The following is an 18201-nucleotide window of genomic DNA, read 5'->3' on the forward strand; positions in this document are numbered from 1 at the left end:
CCGCGCCCTGGCGGGCCGGTGCACAGAAGGAGCCTGAGTGTCCCCGTCGATGTCCGAGAAGACCGCCTCCCACACCCTTGCCGAGGGCACGAAGCTGGTCATCGTGGAGTCCCCCGCCAAGAGCAAGTCCATCGCCAAGTACCTGGGCGAGGGCTGGGTCGTGGACGCCTCAGCCGGTCACATCCGGGATCTTCCGCAGCCCTCGGACCTGCCCGCGGACATGAAGAAGGGCCCGTTCGGCAAGTTCGCTGTGAACACCGAGGAGGGCTTCGAGCCCTACTACGTGGTGTACCCGGAGAAGAAGAAGCGGGTCGCCGACCTCAAGCGCCAGCTCAAGGAGGCTGAAGCCCTCTATCTGGCCACGGACGCCGACCGTGAGGGCGAGGCCATCGCCTGGCACCTGCTGCAGGTGCTCAAGCCCAAGGTCCCGGTGTACCGGATGACCTTCACCGAGATCACCCAGGAGGGCATCAAGCGCGGCCTGGAGTCGGTTCGTCAGATTGACACCGACCTCGTGGACGCCCAGGAGACCCGGCGCATCCTGGACCGCCTCTTCGGCTATGAGATCTCCCCGGTGCTCTGGCGCAAGGTCTCCCGCGGTCTGTCCGCCGGTCGCGTGCAGTCCGTGGCCACCCGCCTGGTGGTGGAGCGCGAGCGTGAGCGCATGGCCTTCATCACCTCGGACTACTGGGACCTGGAGGGCACCTTCACCCCCGGTTCAGGTTCAGTCTCTCCCGACGCCGGCTCTGGCGCCTCCTCCTTCACCGCTCGGCTCAGCGCGGTGGACGGGGTCCGCACGGCTACGGGCCGTGACTTCACCGACCGCGGTGAGCTCAAGAAGAGCGCCGCCGGTCAGGTCGTCCACCTGGATCAGGAGGCGGCCACCTCCCTGGCCGAGGGCCTGCAGGGTGCCGGGTTCGCGGTGGACTCGGTGGAGGACAAGCCCTACACCCGCCGTCCGGCCGCACCGTTCACCACCTCCACCCTGCAGCAGGAGGCCTCGCGCAAGCTGCGCTTCTCCTCGCGGGTGACCATGCAGGTGGCCCAGCGACTGTATGAGAACGGCTTCATCACCTACATGCGTACCGACTCGGTGATGCTCTCGGACGAAGCGGTCAACGCCGCTCGCCGTCAGGCCACCGAGCTCTACGGGCCCGAGTCCGTGCCCCAGGCCAAGCGTGTGTACAAGGCCAAGAACGACGCCGCGCAGGAGGCCCACGAGGCCATCCGTCCCGCCGGTGACCACTTCCGCACCCCGGGCCAGGTGGCCGGGCAGCTCTCGAAGGACGAGTTCCGTCTCTACGAGCTGATCTGGAAGCGCACCGTGGCCTCCCAGATGGCCGACGCCAAGGGCTACACCGCCACCGTCAAGCTCTCCGGCACCGCCACCGACGGCCGGGTCGCCCAGTTCAGCGCCTCCGGCACGGTCATCACCTTCCCCGGCTTCCTGGCCGCCTACGAGGAGGGCAACGACTCCACCGCCGAGGAGAGCGAGTCCGGTTCGGCCGAGACCGCGTCCAAGGACAAGCGTCTGCCGGATCTGAGCGCCGGGCAGTCCCTGGTCGGCGACCCCGTCACCGCCAACGGACACCAGACCTCCCCGCCCCCGCGGTACACCGAGGCCTCGATCGTGGCCGAGCTGGAGAAGCGCGAGATCGGACGTCCCTCCACCTACGCGCCGACCATCTCCACGATCATGGACCGCGGCTACGTCACCAAGCGCGGCAACGCCCTGGTGCCCTCCTGGACCGCGTTCTCGGTGATCCGCCTGCTCGAGGAGCACTTCGGCAAGTACGTGGACTATGACTTCACCGCCCGCATGGAGGACGATCTGGACCGGATCGCCGCCGGCGAGCTCCAGCGCGAGGCCTGGCTGCAGGGCTTCTACTTCGGCGCCCCCAACGGCGCCGAGGGCCTCAAGGCTGTGGTGGACAACCTGGGCGACATCGACGCCCGTGCCGTGAACTCCATCCCGGTGGCCGAGGGCATCACCTTGCGCGTGGGCAAGTTCGGCCCGTACCTGGAGAAGGACCGCCCGGCGGATGCCGAGGAGGGCACGGAACCCGAGCGCGCCAACGTCCCCGAGGACCTGGCACCGGATGAGTTGACGGCCGAGAAGGCCGAGGAGCTCTTCGCCACCGCCGGCCCCTCCGAGCGTGACCTGGGCCAGGATCCGGTCACCGGCCGCCGGATCGTGGCGAAGGACGGACGCTACGGACCGTACGTCACCGAGGTGATCCCGGAGCTGAGCGAGCAGGAGCAGCAGGAGCTGCTGGACTCCATGCCCACCGAGTACTACAAGAACGGCAAGCCCAAGCCCAAGAAGCTGCCCAAGCCGGACAAGCCCCGCACCGGCTCGCTGTTCACGTCCATGGCCGTGGACACCGTGACCCTGGAGCAGGCCCTGCAGCTGATGAGCCTGCCGCGCGTGCTGGGCACCGACGCCGAGGGCACCGAGATCACCGTGCAGAACGGCCGGTTCGGTCCGTACCTGAAGAAGGGCTCGGACTCGCGCTCGATCGAGTCCGAGGAGCAGATCTTCACCATCACGCTCGAGGAGGCCCTGGCGATCTACGCCCAGCCCAAGCAGCGAGGCCGCGGGGCTGCCAAGCCGCCGCTGGCCGAGTTCGGTGAGGACCCGTCGTCGGGAAAGAAGGTCACCGTCAAGGAGGGCCGGTTCGGTCCCTACGTGACCGACGGCGAGACCAATGTGACCGTGCCGCGGGCCATGGACCCCGAGTCCCTGACCGCCGAGCAGGCCTACCAGCTGCTGGCGGACAAGCGGGCCAAGGGGCCGGCGAAAAAGCCGGCGCGCAAGCCGGCCGCCCGCAAGGCCCCGGCCAAGAAGAAGTAGCTCGTCGACCCACCGTCCTGCAGAGAGATTCGGGGAGAACATGCGTCTGGGCGTCCTGGACATCGGCTCCAACACCGTGCACCTGCTGCTGGTGGACGCCCACCCGGGTGCGCGTCCCTCCGCCTACGCCGACCACAAGCGCTCCCTGTCCCTGGTCCAGCACCTGGACGGGGAGGGGCGGATCGACGAGTCCGGGCAGTCCGAGCTGGTCTCCTTCATCCAGGAGGCGGTCTCCTTCGCCCAGGAGAACCGTGCCGAGGACATGATCGCCTTCTGCACCTCGGCCATCCGCGAATCGGCCAACGGTGCTGAGGTGCTGGAGCGGGTGACCCGGGAGACCGGGGTGCACCTGGCCGAGCTCTCCGGCGACCAGGAGGCGGCCATGACCTACTTCGCGGTGCGCCGCTGGCAGGGCTGGGACGTGGGCTCGATCCTGAACTTCGACATCGGCGGCGGCTCCTTCGAGATCGCCTACGGGATCGACGAGCTGCCCTCGCACGCCGTGTCCCTGCCGCTGGGCGCCGGGCGGCTCACCCTGGACTGGCTGCCCGGGGACCCGCCCACACCGAAGTCCGTCAAGCGGCTGCGCAAGCACATCCGGGGCATGATCGCCGAGGCCTGGGAGGGCTTCCCGCCGATCACCGCCCCTGTGCTGGTCACCGGCACCTCCAAGACCTTCCGCTCCCTGGCCCGGATCACCGGTGCCGCCCCGTCCGCGGCCGGCCCATTCGTCAAGCGCCACCTGCGCGCCGAGGACCTGAAGCTGTGGATGCACCGCCTGGCCGCGATGACCGCCGAGGACCGTGCCGAGCTGCCCGGGGTCTCCGAGGTGCGGGCCCGGCAGATGCTGGCCGGTGCCCTGGTGGCCGAGGCAGCCATGGACCAGTTCGGGGTCTCCGTGGTGGAGATCTGCCCGTGGGCGCTGCGGGAGGGCCTGATCATGAACCGGTTGGACGCCCTGATGCTGGACGGCATGCTGGGCCGGGACGGCGCCCCCGGCGTGGTGGGTCACGTGAACCTGAACCCGGATCCCACCCTGCCCGGGTTCTCCGTGGGGGTCACCAGTGGCTGACGGCGCTGAACACGTGCACCCCAGCGGGCTGGTCCCGCGTGAGGGCCGGATCCCGGTGACCCTCTCCTCCTCCTCGGTGTTCCCGCTGGGCACCCAGGACGTCTTCGCCATGGCCCAGGACCTGGGCTACGACGGCGTGGAGGTCATGGTCACCCACAACTCCTGGTCCCAGGACGCGGTCCGGTTGAACCGGCTCTCCCAGAAGCACCACATGCCCATCCACTCCATCCACGCGCCCACCCTGCTGTTCACCCAGCAGGTCTGGGGCTCGGCCTGGACCAAGATCGCCCGCAGCGCGGACCTGGCCCGGGAGGTGGGCGCGGAAATCGTGGTGGCGCACCCGCCGTTCCGCTGGCAGGGCGGCTACGCCTCCGGATTCGCCGAGGGCATCCAGGAGATCATGGAGTCCACCGGGGTGAAGATCTGCGTGGAGAACATGTACCCCTGGCGCACCCGCGGCCGTGAGGCCCTGATGTACCTGCCGCACTGGGATCCGGTGCCGGAGGGCTATGAGCACATCACCTGGGACTTCTCCCACGCGGCGATTGCCCAGGCCGACTCACTGGCCGCGTTCCACCAGCTGGGGGAGCGGCTGCGCCACATCCACCTGACCGACGGCACCGCCAACGGCAAGGACGAGCACCTGCTGCCCGGAGACGGGGACCAGCCGGTGGCCGAGTGCATGCAGCTGCTGGGCCACCAGGACTGGGACGGGGTGGTCTGCGTGGAGGTGGGCACTCGCAAGGTCAAGTACGCCGGGGCCCGTGAGGAGTGGCTGGTACGGTCGCTGGAGTTCGCCCGGCGGCACCTGGCGATCGGCTGGCAGCAGCGGGTCGAGGCCACGGACGCCGCGCCGGGCGAGGACCACTGAACCGCGCCCACTGCGGCGCACCACTGCACCCGACGCACACGGAGGAGATCCCGATGACCGACCACGCCCGCGTGAGCTTCCTGGGACTGGGCAACATGAACGGGGCCATCCTGGCCGGTTACCTGGCCGGTGGAGCGGACCCCTCCACGGTGACCGCCACCGTGCACACCCCGGAGAAGGCCGAGCCTGCAGCGCAGAAGTACGGCGTACAGGTCAGTGCGTCCGGTGCGGACCAGAAGGCGAACCAGCAGGCCGCGGCGAGTGCCGACGTCGTGCTGTTGGGCGTCAAGCCCAAGGGGATCCTGGCCCTGTGCCGGGAGATCAGCGATGCCCTGCGCCCTGAGACCGTGGTGGTCTCCGTGGCCGCCGGCGTCTCCCGTGAGGCCATGGAGCAGAACCTGCCCGAGGGACAGCCGGTGGTGCGGACCATGCCGAACACCCCGTTGACCGTCGGTTCGGGCGTGGTGGGTGTGGCCCCTGGTCCGACTGTGACCCCGGAGCAGCTGGAGTCGGTCAAGGCCGTGTTCGCCGAGTCCGGTCTGGTGGTGGAGGTCGAGGAGGACCAGCTCTCCGCCGTGGTGGCCACGGCAGGCTCGGCTCCGGCCTACGTGTTCCTGCTGGCCGAGCTGATCGCCGCCCACGGGGCGGAGCTGGGCCTGGACCGGGCCGATGCCGAGGCCATGGCCGCCGCCACGGTGAAAGGTGCGGGCCTGATGCTCACCCGGGGCGAGGAGACCGCCGAGACCCTGCGCAAGAACGTGATGAGCCCGGGCGGCACCACCGAGAAGGCCGTGGAGAGCTTCCTGGCCGGCGGGCTGCCGGACCTGGTGGCCCGCGCCATGGACGCCGCCGCCGCGCGCGACCGGGAGATGTCCGAGGAGTTCACGGACTGATCTCTCCCGTCACGGCCGGGCGGCGAAGCGCTCCAGCAGATCGGTGTGACCGGAGACGATCAGGGTGTCCCGGGGGCCCACGGTGGTGTCCGGCTGGGCGTAGGTGAAGTCCTCGCCCGGAGTCTTCACGCCCACCACGGTCACCCCGTACTTGGCGCGGATGTTGGACTCGGCCAGGGTGAAGCCCACGGTCTCGGTGGGCGGGTACATCTTCACGATCGCGAAGTCGTCGTCGAACTCGATGAAGTCCAGCATCCGCCCGCCCACCAGGTGGGCCGCGCGCACACCGGCATCGTGCTCGGGGAAGATGATGTGGTTGGCCCCGATCCGCCGCAGGATCTTGCCGTGCGCGGGGGTGATCGCCTTGACCCAGATGTGCCCGATCCCCAGGTCAACCAGGTTCACGGTGATCAGCACCGATGACTCGATCGAGGTGCCCACGCCCACCACCGCAGTGGAGAACTCCTGCGCGCCCAGCTGGCGCAGCGCCTCCACATTGGTGGCATCGGCCTCCACCACGTGCGTCAGGGTCCCGGCGAAGCGCTGCACCAGGGCAGGATCGCGCTCGATCGCCATCACCTCACGGCCCTGGTCGACCAGCTGCTCGGCCACAGCCGAGCCGAAGCGGCCCAGGCCGATCACCAGGACGGGGGCATGGGGGTCCGGACGGTTCTCAGCCAATGATCGGCCTCTCCTCGGGGTACCGGTACAGGTTGCGCCGCTGACGCAGCGCCAGGGCGGACGCGAAGGTGATCGTACCAACGCGCCCGGCGAACATCAGCGCGGCCAGGACATACTTTCCCGACGGCGGCAGCTCACCGGAGAGCCCCGTGGACAGTCCGGAGGTGCCGAAGGCCGAGATCGCCTCGAACAGTGGGCGCTGCAGGGACTCGCCGCTGATGGCGACCAGGGCCATGGTGGCCACCAGCACCAAGGTGGCGGCCAGGGCCAGCACGGAGATGGCCACGCGCATGGCCTCCGGGGCGATGGTCCGACCGTGCGCGGTCACGTCCTTGTCACCCCGGGCCTCGGCCACGATCGCCAGGAACATCACCGCCAGGGTGGTGACCTTGATCCCGCCGGCGGTGGAGGCCGAGCCGCCGCCCACGAACATCAGGGCGTCCATCAGCAGCAGCGTCTCCGGGAACTGGTGGTCGATCGTGTAGACGTCGAAGCCGCCCGAGCGGGTCATCACCGAGGCGAACAGGGAGAACTGGATGCGCTCGCCCAGCTCGAACTGGCCCAGGGTGCGCGGATTGGACCATTCGAACACCGCCACCAGCAGCGCGCCGATGATCAGCAGGGCCAGCGTCATCTCCACCGTGAGCTTGGTGTGCAGGTTCCACCGGTGGTAGTTCCACCGGTACTTGTGCAGCACCATCACCACGGGGAAGCCCAGGGCACCCACGAACACGCCGATCATCAGCGCCCAGACGATGAACGGGTCGTGGATGTAGGGCAGCAGCCCGTCCGGGTGGATGGTGAATCCGGCGTTGTTGAACGCGGAGATCGAGTAGAACACCCCGTTCCAGACGCCCTCCCAGAACCCGTCGGTGTGCTCGATGAACCGGGGGACCAGCACCAGGGCGAGGATGCCCTCCAGGGTGAACGTGGTGGCCAGCACCACGCGCAGCAGCGTGCCCACCTCGCCCAGCTGCCCGGTGGTCATGCCCTCCTGGGTCACCAGCTTGGAGCGCACCCCCAGCCGGCGTGAGACCGCCAGGGTCAGCAGGGCCGCCATGGACAGGATGCCCAGGCCGCCCAGCTGGATGGCCAGCAGGATCACCAGCTGGCCCAGGAAGCTCCAGTGCTCGGCGGTGTTCACCGGGGTCAACCCGGTCACCGACACTGCGGACGTCGCCACGAACAGGGAGTCGTGCAGCGGGGTGACCTCACCGGAACGGGACATCACCGGCAGGGAGAGCAGGGCGGTGAAGAAGGCGACCACCAGCATGAACACCAGCAGCGCCGTGCGGGAGGGGGAGGCGCCGGCGAACCGCGAAATCGCCGCGGTCACCCGGCGGTAGGTCCCCCGGATGCCGCTGGGGCCGTCGTGCCCGTGGATCCTGGCCGGAGCGTTCGGTGACCTCCAGGTCATCGGGTCTCCGGCCGGCGTCGGGATCCTGCGTGCGCTGCGCAGCGAGCCGGGCCGGCGCGTGCGTCCCCTGCCGAACAGGCCTGCGGCCGGGCCGCGGCGCGGACCGGGTGAGCTGGACTGCCGGGGCATGGGACCTCTCAGGGCGGGGCGAACCGGCTGCGGGAGCCGGGGGATGGGTTCATCCTGCATCATCCTGCACCCGGGAAGCGTTCACCGCCACCGGCAGGACACAGACCGGTGCGGATCCCGTCTGAGTCGAGACGAGGCCGAGTCACGCTGTGCCCCACGTGACCGGGGGGAATAGGCTGTAGGTGATGAGCAGCACACGAGACGACCAGGTCCCCACCGCGGTGATGTGGGATGAGGTCCTGCTGAGCTACAAGTTCAGCGAGGCCCACCCCATGGCCCCGGTGCGCCTGGAGCTGACCCACGCCCTGGCCGAGCAGCTGGACGTCTTCGAGGCCGAGAACATCCAGCTGGTCACGCCCCCCGAGGCCACCGACGAGCAGCTCCAGCTCGTCCACAGCCCCGAGTTCATCGAGGCCGTGCGCTCCTGCAGCTGCGGGGACGGCACCGACCGTCAGGACCTGGGGCTGGGCACCGAGGACAACCCCGTGTTCGAGGGACTGCACGCCGCCGCAGCGCGGATCGCCGGAGGGTCCATGCGGGCCGCCGAGATGATCTGGTCCGGAGAGGTCCAGCACGCGGTGAACTTCGCCGGCGGCATGCATCACGCCCACCGGGACTCGGCCAGCGGGTTCTGCATCTACAACGACTGCGCCCTGGCCATCCAGCGTCTGCTGGACCTGGGCGCCGAGCGCGTGGCCTACGTGGACCTGGACGCCCACCACGGGGACGGTGTGGAGTCGATCTTCTGGGACGATCCCCGCGTGCTGACCATCTCGGTCCACGAGACCGGCATCTCCCTGTTCCCCGGCACCGGGTTCGCCAACAACGCCGGCGGACAGGATGCCCTGGGCACTGCCGTGAACGTGGCACTGCCGCCGGGCACCGGGGACTCCGGGTTCCTGCGCTCGGTCCACGCCGTGGTGCCCCAGCTGCTGCAGGCCTTCGACCCCCAGGTCCTGGTCACCCAGCACGGCTGCGACGGCCACCGGGACGACCCCCTGACCAACCTGATGATGTCCGTGGACGGCCAGCGTCAGCTGGTCCTGGATGCGGCCGACTGGGCCCGGGACTTCGCCCAGGACCGGTGGCTGGCCACCGGCGGTGGCGGCTACAGCCCGTTCACCGTGGTTCCGCGCACCTGGACCCACCTGATCGGCGCGGCCGCCGGCCACCCCATTCCCTCGGGCACCGCCCTGCCGGCGACCTGGCGGGAGCAGGCGGCCACACGGGGCGGACTCGAGCTGGACGAGATGCCCACCACCATGGGGGACAGTGCGGATGTGTGGTGGCGCTCCTGGGAGGTCGGCTACGACCCCTCGGACGCGGTGGACCAGACCATCATGGCCACGCGCAAGGAGATCTTCCCGTACCACGGCCTGGACCCCTGGTTCGACTGATGCGCGTGCCCGTCCGGGGCCCCGGCACCGCCGCCGGTTCGCACGCACTGCCTGCCGCCAGGTAGTCTGGAGGGCGACGTTCTCACGTTAGACACAGGAGGCACGCATCGCCGTGGCCTCCGCCGAGCAATCGATTGAGGTGTCCCTATGGGATCAGTGATCAAGAAGCGCCGCAAGCGCATGGCCAAGAAGAAGCACCGCAAGCTGCTTCGCAAGACCCGTCACCAGCGCCGCAACAAGAAGTGATGCGCGCCCGGCGGTCCACGGACCGTCGGTGACAGCACAGGCCGCTCCCACGCTGTGGGGGCGGCCTTCGTGTTCCTGGGGAGATCTACAGTGGTGAGCATGGCGAGCACACAGATTCCCGACGACGGCCCCGCACCTTCCACAGGTCGGGCCACCTGGCCGGATGTGGCGGTCCTGGTCAAGGAGGGGTGCCACCTGTGCGAGGACGCGGTGGCCGTGGTGGAGCAGGTCTGCACCCGGGTGGGAGTGCCCTGGCGGGTGGTGGACGGGGCGGATGAGCCGCAGCTGCTGGAGCGGCATGCCGAAGAGGTCCCGGTGCTGTTCGTGGACGGAGTGCAGCGGGACTTCTGGCGGATCGACCCGGACCGGCTGGAACGGCTGTTGACCGGATCCCGCCCGTGACCCCACTGCCCCAGGCCGCCGTGGCGCGGATGCCGGTCTATCTGCGGGTGCTCTCCCAGCTCGCCGCCGCCGGTGCCTCGCGCGTCTCCTCGGCCCAGCTGGCCGACTCCTCTGGGGTCAGCGCCGATGTGCTGCGCCGTGACCTGTCCGGGCTGGGCCACCTCGGACAGCGTGGGGTGGGCTACCCGGTGGAGGTGCTGCGGCAGGCGATCAGCCAGGCGCTGGGACTGAACCAGGACCAGTCCGTGGTGCTGGTGGGTGCCGGCCACCTGGGGACGGCGCTGGCCGGGTACACCGGCTTCGCCGAACGCGGACTGCGGATCTGCGCTGTGGTGGACGCCGACCCCGCGCTGGCCGGGACCGCGTGCGGTCCACTGAGCGTGCAACCGTTGGAGGAGCTGACCACCGTGGTGGAGGACAGCGGTGCGCGGCTGGCCATCCTGGCGGTTCCGGCCGCCGCCGCCCAGAAGGTGGCCGACCTGCTCGTGCGGGCCGGGGTCCAGGGGATCCTGAACTTCGCCGCCGTGGAGGTCAGCGTGCCGCCCGGCGTCTCGGTCCGGGCCGTGGACCTCTCCGCCGAGCTGCAGCTGCTGGCCTTCCGCAACGGAACGGCCGGCTGACCCAGATCGCGGGTCAGCCGGCCGTGAATGTGCTCGGTGCTGGAGGGTGGTGTCAGCGTCGGATGCCGCTGGCCTTCTCCCAGGCCCGGGCGCGCATGTATTCGCTGGACGGGCGCAGGTAGGCGAAGACGATGCCCACGATCCCCGGGACCACGTAGAGGAACCCGAGTCCGAAGATCGAGAACACGGAGATCGCCGCGAAGATGGTCCCGAAGATCCGGGCCACGTTCGAGCCGTTGCGGATGCCCCGGGCGATCAGGACGTAGACGCCCACCAGGATCAACGTCATCACGATCGTGGTGGTCTGCACCAGGGGCAACAGCTCCTGGACGCTGATCGGCATGCCGGCATCGGAGAACTGCTGCTCCAGCAGGTCCATCTGCTGCTGGGACATGCCCAGGTTCGGCAGGAAGGCCGAGATCAGGTTGATGATCCCGAAGATCGCACCGGCGGCCAGGATCAGCCAGTAGGAGCGGTCGATGGTCTGCGGCCGCTGGACCGGTCCGGCGGGGGCACCGGGCTGGAAGCCGCCGAACTGCTGCCCGTAGCCGGGCTGGCCGTACTGCGGGTGTGGCTGACCGTAGGGCTGTCCATAGCCCTGCTGCGGCTGCTGCCCATAGGGCTGTCCGTAACCCTGCTGTGGAGGCGCTCCGTAGGGGCTCGGCGCCTGCTGGCTGGGCTGGCCCGGCTGGCCGTACTGCGGGGGAGCGTACTGCCCGTACTGAGGCTGGCCCTGCGGCTGTCCTGAGGGAGCAGACGGATCGTGGTTCGGGGCGTACTGGCCGTAGCGCGGCTGAGCGGGCTGGTCGGACCCCGTGTTCGGGTCCTGCTCGCCATACGGATTCTGGCCGTAGGGCCGCTGGGGGTCGCGGGGCTGATCGGTCATGGTGCCCTCCTGGGATGTTCGTCGGTCATCTGATGTCTGATGCTCGAGCTCAACGCTAGCGGTCCCGGGCCGTCCTGGCGGTGAGCTCAGTTCTGCCAGACTGGAGGAATGACCACTTCCTCCACCACTGCCACCGTCCACCTCGTCCGCCACGGAGAGGTGCACAATCCGGATCGAGTGCTCTACGGCCGCCTCAACGGCTTCGGACTCTCTGAGCTGGGGCAGCGGATGGCCGAGGACCTGGCGGACTGGTTCGCCGGGCGAGCCCGCGCGGCGGGACGGACACCGGTGGTCCTGGCCGCGTCCCCGCTGCAGCGTGCGCAGGAGACCGCAGAGCCCATCAGCCGCGCGTTGGGACTGACCATCGACACCGACGCCCGCGTCCTGGAGGCCGAGAACCACTTCGAAGGCCTCTCGGACGTCAAAGCCGAGCTGAAGAACCCCAAGCACTGGCCGTTCATGGTCAACCCCTTCCGGCCCTCCTGGGGTGAGCCGTACCAGGACCAGGTCAAGCGCATGGCCGCCGCCGTGCATGATCTGCGGGACCGTGCCCTCGCCGCAGGAGGCCCCGGTTCAGAGGCCATCGTGGTCTCGCACCAGCTGCCGATCTGGGTCACCCGGCTCTCTGCCGAGGACCGTCCGCTCTGGCACGATCCCCGCCAGCGTCAGTGCAGCCTGACCTCGGTGACCTCGCTGCATTTCGAGCGGGGTCAGGACCGCCCTCGCATCGAGTATCAGGAGCCGAACAAGGCCCTGCTCAAGGACGCCCTGAACCTGCCCGGAGCCTGAGCGCTGATCCGTTCCGCCTCGTTCTTCTACGGACTGTAGAATCCATCGAAGCCCTGTCCTCGTCGGAAGTGTCTCCCTGCATGTCTGCTCCCACCCCGTCCCGCCGCCATGTCCTGGCCGGACTGGCCGGCGTCGCCGCCCTGCCGCTCCTGGTCGCGTGCAGCTCGGATGACCCGTTGGCGCAGCAGGCCGGCAACGCCGACGGCAAGAACTACATCGCCGGGGACGGCTCGGTGCTGGAGATCGCCCAGGGCGAGCGCGGTGAGTCGGTGCAGTTCAGCTCCACGCTGTTCTCCGGGGAGGAGATCACGGCCGAGCAGATGCAGGGCGAGCCCGTGGTGATGAACTTCTGGTACGCCGCCTGCGCCCCGTGCCGCGTGGAGGCACCGGACCTGCAGGCACTGCACGAGGAGTTCGAGTCCGACGGCGTCCAGTTCCTGGGCGTGAACGTCCGGGACACCGTGGCCACCGCAGAGGCCTTCGAGCGCAACTTCGGCATCACCTACCCCTCGGTGGAGGACCTCAACGGCCAGGTGCTGCTGTCCATGACGGACTACGTGCCGCCTCAGGCCGTGCCCACCACGATCGTGCTGGACCGTCAGGGCCGGGTCTCCGCGCGCATCCTGGGCATCGCCGAGCGAGGCACCCTGCGCAGCCTGATCACCACGGTGCTGGACGAGCAGGCCTGAGCCCTCCATGCCCCTGCTGCTGAGCGCCGCCAACAACCCCTTCGCCGAGGCCGTCACCGACGGCTCTCTGCTGTTGGCCGTGCCCATTGCCGCCCTGGCGGGGCTCGTCTCCTTCCTCTCGCCCTGTGTCCTGCCCCTGGTGCCCGGGTACCTGGGCTACGTGACCGGCCTGACCGGAGCCGATCTGCAGGACCAGAAGCGTGGCCGCATGCTGGCCGGCGTGGCCCTGTTCATCCTCGGCTTCGCCGTGGTCTTCGTGCTGATCGGCATCGTCTTCTCTCAGGTCACCATCTGGCTCCAACGCGATGGTGAGTGGCTCACTCGGCTGCTGGGCGTCGTCGTGATGGTGCTGGGTGTGGTGTTCATGGGCGGACTGGACGCCTTCCAGCGCGAGCGGCGCATCCACTCCCGCGCTCCTGCCGGACTGTGGGGCGCACCCGTGCTGGGCATGACCTTCGGCCTGGGCTGGGCGCCGTGCATCGGCCCCACCATGGCCGCCGTGCTGGCCATGTCCACCGCCGGCTCGCAGTCCCCGGTCAAGGGTGCGCTGCTGGCCTTCGTCTACTGCCTGGGACTGGGCATCCCGTTCCTGCTGATCGCCCTGGGGATCCGCCGCGGCATGGGTGCCCTGGCGTTCTTCCGCAAGCACCGGCTGGCCATCATGCGCTTCGGCGGGGGACTGCTGATCGTGCTGGGCCTGCTGATGGTCACCGGCGTGTGGAACACCTGGGTGATCGAGCTGCAGACCTGGTTCGCCAATGAAGTGAGGCTGCCGATTTGAGCCACACCGAGACTCCTGAGGAGCCCGTGAAGCAGCCGACGACTCCGCCGACTCCCGCCTCGACGCCAGCCAAGAACCGCGCGCGTCAGGACGTGGCCCAGCCGGACCTGGGCTTCTGGGGCATGCTGCGCTTCGCCTGGACCCAGCTGACCAGCATGCGCACCGCCCTGATGCTCCTGCTGCTGCTTGCCGTGGCCGCCGTGCCCGGATCCCTGTTCCCGCAGCGCCCGGCCGGCCCGCAGATCGTGGAGGACTACCTCCGGGACAACCCCACGCTGGGCCCCATCCTGGACAGCCTGCAACTGTTCGACGTCTACTCCTCGGTCTGGTTCTCGGCCATCTACCTGCTGCTGTTCATCTCGCTGATCGGCTGTGTGCTGCCCCGCGCCATCCAGCACGCCAAGGTGTTGCGCTCGGCCCCGCCGCGCACCCCGCGCCGCCTGTCCCGGCTCCCGGAGAGCGGCCAGGTGGCACTGGAGTCGGACGGGCCCGCCCCCGCAGAGGCGGTGGAGCAGGCCGCCCGCTGGCTGAAGAAGCGCGGCTACCGCACCGAGGTCCGGCAGGAGGCCGACGGCGGTGCCTCCGTGGGCGCCGAGCGCGGCTACCTGCGCGAGATCGGCAACATCGTCTTCCACCTCTCTCTGGTGGGCGTGCTGGCGTTCATGGCCGCCGGGTCCTTCCTGACCTACCGCGGGCAGAAGATCCTGGTGGAGGGCGAGGGCTTCGCCAACACCCTGGTCGCCTACGACGCCTTCACCCCCGGCAGCGCCTTCAGCGAGGACCGGCTGACCCCGTTCTCCATGACGCTGACCGGCTTCGAGGCCGTCTTCGACCGTGAGTCCGAGACCCACTACGGCCAGCCCCTGGATTTCACCGCCACCCTGGATGTGCGGCGCGGTCCGGGCGAGCCCGTGGAGTCCACCGAGCTGAAGGTCAACCACCCCCTGGACATCAACGGGGCCCGGGTCTACCTGGTCGGCAACGGCTACGCCCCGGAGGTGACCGTGCGGGACGGCAACGGGGACATCGCCTTCCAGGGTCCGGTGATCGGACGCGTGCAGGACCAGGTCTACACCTCGCTGATGGTCATCAAGGCCCCGGACGCGCAGCCGGACCAGCTGGGCTTCGTCGGCTTCTTCGTGCCCACCGCGTACACCGGGGAGGACGGGGTGGCCGTCTCGATCGACCCCGAGCTCTACAACCCCGAGCTGAACCTGAACTCGTACTACGGCGACCTCGGCCTGGACGACGGCACCCCGCAGAACGTCTACGTCCTGGACACTGAGAGCCTCACCGAGCTGAACTCGCGCACCCTGGACGCCGGCGGCATCACCCTGACGCCCGGCGAGTCCTATGAGCTGCCCGAGGGGAAGGGGTCCATCTCCTTCGACGGCGTCAAGCGCTACGTCGGCCTGGACATCCACCACGACCCCACCAAATGGGCCGTCGGCTTCTTCGCCATCACCTCCATGCTCGGCCTGGGCGTGAGCCTGTTCGTGCGCCGCCGCCGGGTATGGGTCCGTGGCACCACCGGGCCGGACGGGCGCACACTGGTGGAGTACGGACTGCTCGCCCGCGGCGAGGAGTTCGGCCTGCGCGAGGAGAACCTGGCCCTGCGCCGTCAGATGGAGAAGATGTGGCCGGTGCAGGCACCGGACCAGATTCCCGACGACGGCCCCTCGCCGCGCGCGTCCACCGCACCTTCCGCCCGCACCTCTTCTGATTCCACAGATCGACCGGAGTGACCATGCAGAGCATCAACCTGGAACTGGCCGGCTACAGCGACCTGTTCATGCTGATCGCGGCGTTCATCTACGCCGCCGCGTTCATCCTGTTCACGCTGGATGTCTCCACCTCCTCCAAGACCATCCGCACGCTGGAGGCCGACCTGGCCCGCCAGCACACCGGAGCCCAGGCGAATGCGCGCTCCGGTGCGCGAGACCGGGAACTGGTGGGGGCCGGCGTCGGGACCTCCGGGGTGGATGCACCGCGCACCGGGACCGCTGCCGCCACCGCTGAGGACGCCGCGCTGACCGCCCGTGCGGACGATGAGCTCGTGGACGACGACATGGACTACACCGGGTCCGTGAAGCGGCCGCTGGCCAATGTGGGCGTGGCGCTGACCGTGATCGCCACGGCCGTGCACGCCTTCGCGGTGATCGCGCGCGGGGTGGCCGCCCACCGTGTCCCGTGGGGCAACATGTACGAGTTCTGCACTACCGGCGCCCTGCTGGTCTCGGTGGTGTTCCTGCTGTTCCTGCTGCGCAAGGACCTGCGGTTCCTGGGGGCTTTCGTGACCGGCCTGGTGGTCATCATGATGTGCGCCGCGACTATGGGCTTCCCCACGCCGGTGGCGCACCTGCAGCCGGCCCTGCAGTCGCCGTGGATCATCATCCACGTGTCCATCGCCGTGCTGGCCTCCGCACTGTTCACCCTGACCTTCGCCATGAGCGTGCTCCAGCTGCTGCAGCACCGCCGCGAGGCCGCCGTGAAGGCCGGCACCGCCTCCGGCCGCTCCTCGGCGTTCCTGCGCATGGTGCCCTCCGCGCTGAGCCTGGAGAACTGGTCCTACCGCATCAACGCCATCTCGTTCGTGATGTGGACGTTCACCGTGATCGCCGGCGCCATCTGGGCCGAGGCTGCCTGGGGTCGGTACTGGGGCTGGGACACCAAGGAGGTCTGGTCCTTCGTGATCTGGGTGGTCTACGCCGGCTACCTGCACGCCCGCGCCACCCGCGGCTGGACCGGGGACCGCGCCGCCTGGCTGTCGATCATCGGCTACCTGTGCGTGATCTTCAACTTCGCCGTGGTCAACACCCTGTTCCCCGGCCTGCACTCCTACGCCGGCATCCCCGAGTGATCTGAGGGGCGAGGCTGGGGGCGTCGCCACAACCGTCACCACAACGTGAGGCTGGGAATCACCGGTCCTGCTCCGGCCGGACCCCCGATTCCCAGCCTCACGTTCGTCGACGATCGCCGAAGCCGTTCTGGGGAATCCGCCCGTGGTCGGACCCCCGCCCGCACCCGTTCCCCCGCCCCCGCGCGTTCCCGGGTCAGCAGTTCCGGGTGCACGGCGTCCGGACTAGGGACTGCTGCCCTCGGAACCGGTGCCGCTGGGCTCAGGGAACGGCTTGGGCCGGCCGTTGGTGAACTGGGAGCGGTCGTCGTGGGGGTACAGCGGATCGTTGGATCCGTACATGGGGTCATATTCGGAGCGGGTCATGGTGTGCCCCTCTGGCATGTCCAGGGAGCTGGTGGTGACCTCAAGCCTGATCCGCGGGCGGCCAGCTGTGGTCCGGTAGGTCAGGTTCAGGCCCATGTCATCTTCGACTGCCTGATAGACGCGACCATCGTTGGCACTGGAAACCTGTTGAGTGCTCCATCCTGTGTCCTCGGCATGCCCCTGGACCGCGGCAGCTATGCCGTTGGCCTCCTGCTGATCACCGTTCGACCGGCCCGCCACTGCAGACCAACGGGTGCTGCGGGATGCCTCCTCTGGAACGGGCGATCCAGAGCAGGTCACTTCCGAGAGCTGCCCCACTGCATCCCACCCAGCCGCTCGGACCAGACCGGGCATGATCTGCTCCACCCGTTCACCCTGCTGGGCCGACAAGGTCTCTGCGTCCACCTCTGATGTGTTCATGCACCCTCCCAGGGCCAATGCTGTGACCATGAGCAATGCTGATGTGGTCCATCGTGTCTTGATCGTGCGTGAACTCGTGCCCATGCGCTCAGCGTTCCAGATTCGGCACGGGCACGGTCTCCGGCTTGCCTGGACCGTACGCCGGGTTCATCCGAAGGGGCTCTTCGACCCACGGACCGTCCCCCGAGTTGTGAGGAACTGGTTCGACGTACAGGAAGGTCTCGCCGACGGGGTCCACTCTGCCCGGAGGGCATGGAGACGTCGATGAGGAGAACTCCCCAGGTCACCCGTCAGCTGCGCGGGGGCGTGGTCCCGGTTCCGGGTCCGGAGCTCGGCGCATCTGGGTCCTCGGGCAGGTTCGGGTCCTTCGGCGCGGACTTCTGCTCGCGGGCCCTCAGCTCGGCCTCGCGGCGGTCCAGCTCTGCCTGGCGGGCCTGCTGGCGGCGCTGGACGTCCAGCTGGCGCAGGAAGGCCTCGTCGTCATCCGGGGAGGACACGCGCGGGGCCGGTCCGCGTCCGGCGGCCGCAGACTTGGCCTTGTGGGCGCGCCCCAGGAACAGCCACAGCAGTGCCCCGACCACCGGGACCAGCAGCACCACCAGGACCCAGGCGGCCTTGGGCATGGCACGGACCTGGTGCTTGGGGGTCATCAGGCACTCCACCAGGGAGTAGATGATCACGCTGGCGGCGACGATGGCCAGGGGGATGAGGAAGCGGGGCATGCCCTCCAGTCTACGGAGCCGCGGCCTACCCGCAGTCAGCGGTGCGCGGATTCAGCGCACAGGGAAGCCAGTGGACCCCGCCTCTCCGGCCGGGCACTGGCCGAGTCGA

General features: G+C 69.3%; 18 protein-coding genes. 13 read left to right on the plus strand and 5 right to left on the minus strand.

Annotated features, from left to right (window positions below; genetic code table 11):
* The first annotated feature begins 49 nt into the window (after nucleotides 1-49).
* The 4 genes from topA to proC are packed head-to-tail and all read left to right on the plus strand — an operon-like array spanning nucleotide 50 to nucleotide 5690.
* Nucleotides 50-2854 (plus strand): type I DNA topoisomerase, encoded by a 2805-nt coding sequence (topA, locus tag ACEXHE_RS04660; protein ID WP_374785241.1) that lies wholly within the window; start codon nucleotides 50-52, stop codon nucleotides 2852-2854.
* 40 nt (nucleotides 2855-2894) lie between these two features.
* A complete protein-coding gene (locus ACEXHE_RS04665) occupies nucleotides 2895-3926 on the plus strand; it encodes a Ppx/GppA family phosphatase (RefSeq protein WP_374784905.1) in 1032 nt (343 codons plus the stop codon).
* Nucleotides 3919-4797 (plus strand): sugar phosphate isomerase/epimerase family protein, encoded by an 879-nt coding sequence (locus ACEXHE_RS04670; protein ID WP_374784906.1) that lies wholly within the window; start codon nucleotides 3919-3921, stop codon nucleotides 4795-4797. Before ACEXHE_RS04665 ends, ACEXHE_RS04670 begins: the two co-directional genes overlap by 8 nt.
* A gap of 53 nt (nucleotides 4798-4850) precedes the next feature.
* Nucleotides 4851-5690 carry a pyrroline-5-carboxylate reductase gene (gene proC / locus ACEXHE_RS04675; protein ID WP_374784907.1) on the plus strand — a complete coding sequence of 280 codons (840 nt, stop codon included), beginning with the start codon at nucleotides 4851-4853 and terminating at the stop codon, nucleotides 5688-5690.
* 9 nt (nucleotides 5691-5699) lie between these two features.
* Here proC and ACEXHE_RS04680 read toward each other — a convergent pair whose 3' ends face one another.
* Together ACEXHE_RS04680 and ACEXHE_RS04685 are read right to left on the minus strand one after the other, a co-directional pair.
* The gene (locus tag ACEXHE_RS04680; RefSeq protein WP_374784908.1) at nucleotides 5700-6371 is read right to left on the minus strand and encodes a potassium channel family protein; all 672 of its coding nucleotides are present in this window, start codon (nucleotides 6369-6371) and stop codon (nucleotides 5700-5702) included.
* On the minus strand, nucleotides 6364-7917 hold the full coding sequence (locus ACEXHE_RS04685; RefSeq protein ID WP_374784909.1) for a TrkH family potassium uptake protein: 1554 nt from the start codon (nucleotides 7915-7917) through the stop codon (nucleotides 6364-6366). Before ACEXHE_RS04685 ends, ACEXHE_RS04680 begins: the two co-directional genes overlap by 8 nt.
* Before the next feature lie 185 nt (nucleotides 7918-8102).
* Here ACEXHE_RS04685 and ACEXHE_RS04690 point away from each other — a divergent pair, with 185 nt between their 5' ends.
* The 4 genes from ACEXHE_RS04690 (at nucleotide 8103) to ACEXHE_RS04705 (ending at nucleotide 10582) form a co-directional block, all read left to right on the plus strand.
* Nucleotides 8103-9314 carry an acetoin utilization protein AcuC gene (locus tag ACEXHE_RS04690; protein ID WP_285178754.1) on the plus strand — a complete coding sequence of 404 codons (1212 nt, stop codon included), beginning with the start codon at nucleotides 8103-8105 and terminating at the stop codon, nucleotides 9312-9314.
* A 147-nt stretch (nucleotides 9315-9461) separates the two neighbouring features.
* Nucleotides 9462-9560: a 30S ribosomal protein bS22 gene (locus tag ACEXHE_RS04695; protein ID WP_003792170.1), complete on the plus strand. Its 99-nt coding sequence runs from the start codon at nucleotides 9462-9464 to the stop codon at nucleotides 9558-9560.
* 99 nt (nucleotides 9561-9659) lie between these two features.
* Nucleotides 9660-9962: a glutaredoxin family protein gene (locus tag ACEXHE_RS04700; RefSeq protein WP_091692603.1), complete on the plus strand. Its 303-nt coding sequence runs from the start codon at nucleotides 9660-9662 to the stop codon at nucleotides 9960-9962.
* Nucleotides 9959-10582: a redox-sensing transcriptional repressor Rex gene (locus tag ACEXHE_RS04705; RefSeq protein ID WP_374784910.1), complete on the plus strand. Its 624-nt coding sequence runs from the start codon at nucleotides 9959-9961 to the stop codon at nucleotides 10580-10582. Before ACEXHE_RS04700 ends, ACEXHE_RS04705 begins: the two co-directional genes overlap by 4 nt.
* A gap of 52 nt (nucleotides 10583-10634) precedes the next feature.
* On the opposite strand, the gene ACEXHE_RS04710 is transcribed toward ACEXHE_RS04705, so the two are convergent.
* Nucleotides 10635-11468: a hypothetical protein gene (locus ACEXHE_RS04710; protein ID WP_277245031.1), complete on the minus strand. Its 834-nt coding sequence runs from the start codon at nucleotides 11466-11468 to the stop codon at nucleotides 10635-10637.
* A 108-nt stretch (nucleotides 11469-11576) separates the two neighbouring features.
* On the opposite strand from ACEXHE_RS04710, the gene ACEXHE_RS04715 reads away from it, so the two are divergent.
* The 5 genes from ACEXHE_RS04715 to ccsB all read left to right on the plus strand — a co-directional run bounded on the left by ACEXHE_RS04715 (nucleotide 11577) and on the right by ccsB (nucleotide 16587).
* Nucleotides 11577-12257, plus strand: coding sequence for a histidine phosphatase family protein (locus ACEXHE_RS04715; RefSeq protein WP_277245032.1), 681 nt, complete (start codon nucleotides 11577-11579; stop codon nucleotides 12255-12257).
* An 80-nt stretch (nucleotides 12258-12337) separates the two neighbouring features.
* On the plus strand, nucleotides 12338-12946 hold the full coding sequence (locus ACEXHE_RS04720; protein WP_091692611.1) for a TlpA disulfide reductase family protein: 609 nt from the start codon (nucleotides 12338-12340) through the stop codon (nucleotides 12944-12946).
* Nucleotides 12947-12953: 7 nt separating this feature from the next.
* On the plus strand, nucleotides 12954-13727 hold the full coding sequence (locus tag ACEXHE_RS04725; RefSeq protein ID WP_091692613.1) for a cytochrome c biogenesis CcdA family protein: 774 nt from the start codon (nucleotides 12954-12956) through the stop codon (nucleotides 13725-13727).
* 122 nt (nucleotides 13728-13849) lie between these two features.
* Nucleotides 13850-15472: a cytochrome c biogenesis protein ResB gene (locus ACEXHE_RS04730; protein ID WP_374785242.1), complete on the plus strand. Its 1623-nt coding sequence runs from the start codon at nucleotides 13850-13852 to the stop codon at nucleotides 15470-15472.
* A gap of 2 nt (nucleotides 15473-15474) precedes the next feature.
* Nucleotides 15475-16587, plus strand: coding sequence for a c-type cytochrome biogenesis protein CcsB (ccsB, locus tag ACEXHE_RS04735; protein WP_374784911.1), 1113 nt, complete (start codon nucleotides 15475-15477; stop codon nucleotides 16585-16587).
* A 222-nt stretch (nucleotides 16588-16809) separates the two neighbouring features.
* Here the strand turns inward: ccsB and ACEXHE_RS04740 are convergent, their stop codons facing one another.
* Both ACEXHE_RS04740 and ACEXHE_RS04745 read right to left on the minus strand, forming a co-directional pair.
* A complete protein-coding gene (locus ACEXHE_RS04740; RefSeq protein ID WP_374784912.1) occupies nucleotides 16810-17370 on the minus strand; it encodes a hypothetical protein in 561 nt (186 codons plus the stop codon).
* A 290-nt stretch (nucleotides 17371-17660) separates the two neighbouring features.
* Nucleotides 17661-18092: a PLDc N-terminal domain-containing protein gene (locus ACEXHE_RS04745; protein WP_374784913.1), complete on the minus strand. Its 432-nt coding sequence runs from the start codon at nucleotides 18090-18092 to the stop codon at nucleotides 17661-17663.
* Between the last annotated feature and the right edge of the window lie 109 nt (nucleotides 18093-18201).

The organism is Micrococcus sp. IITD107, assembly GCF_041927415.1.
GTDB classification, from domain to species: Bacteria; Actinomycetota; Actinomycetes; order Actinomycetales; family Micrococcaceae; genus Citricoccus; species Citricoccus terreus.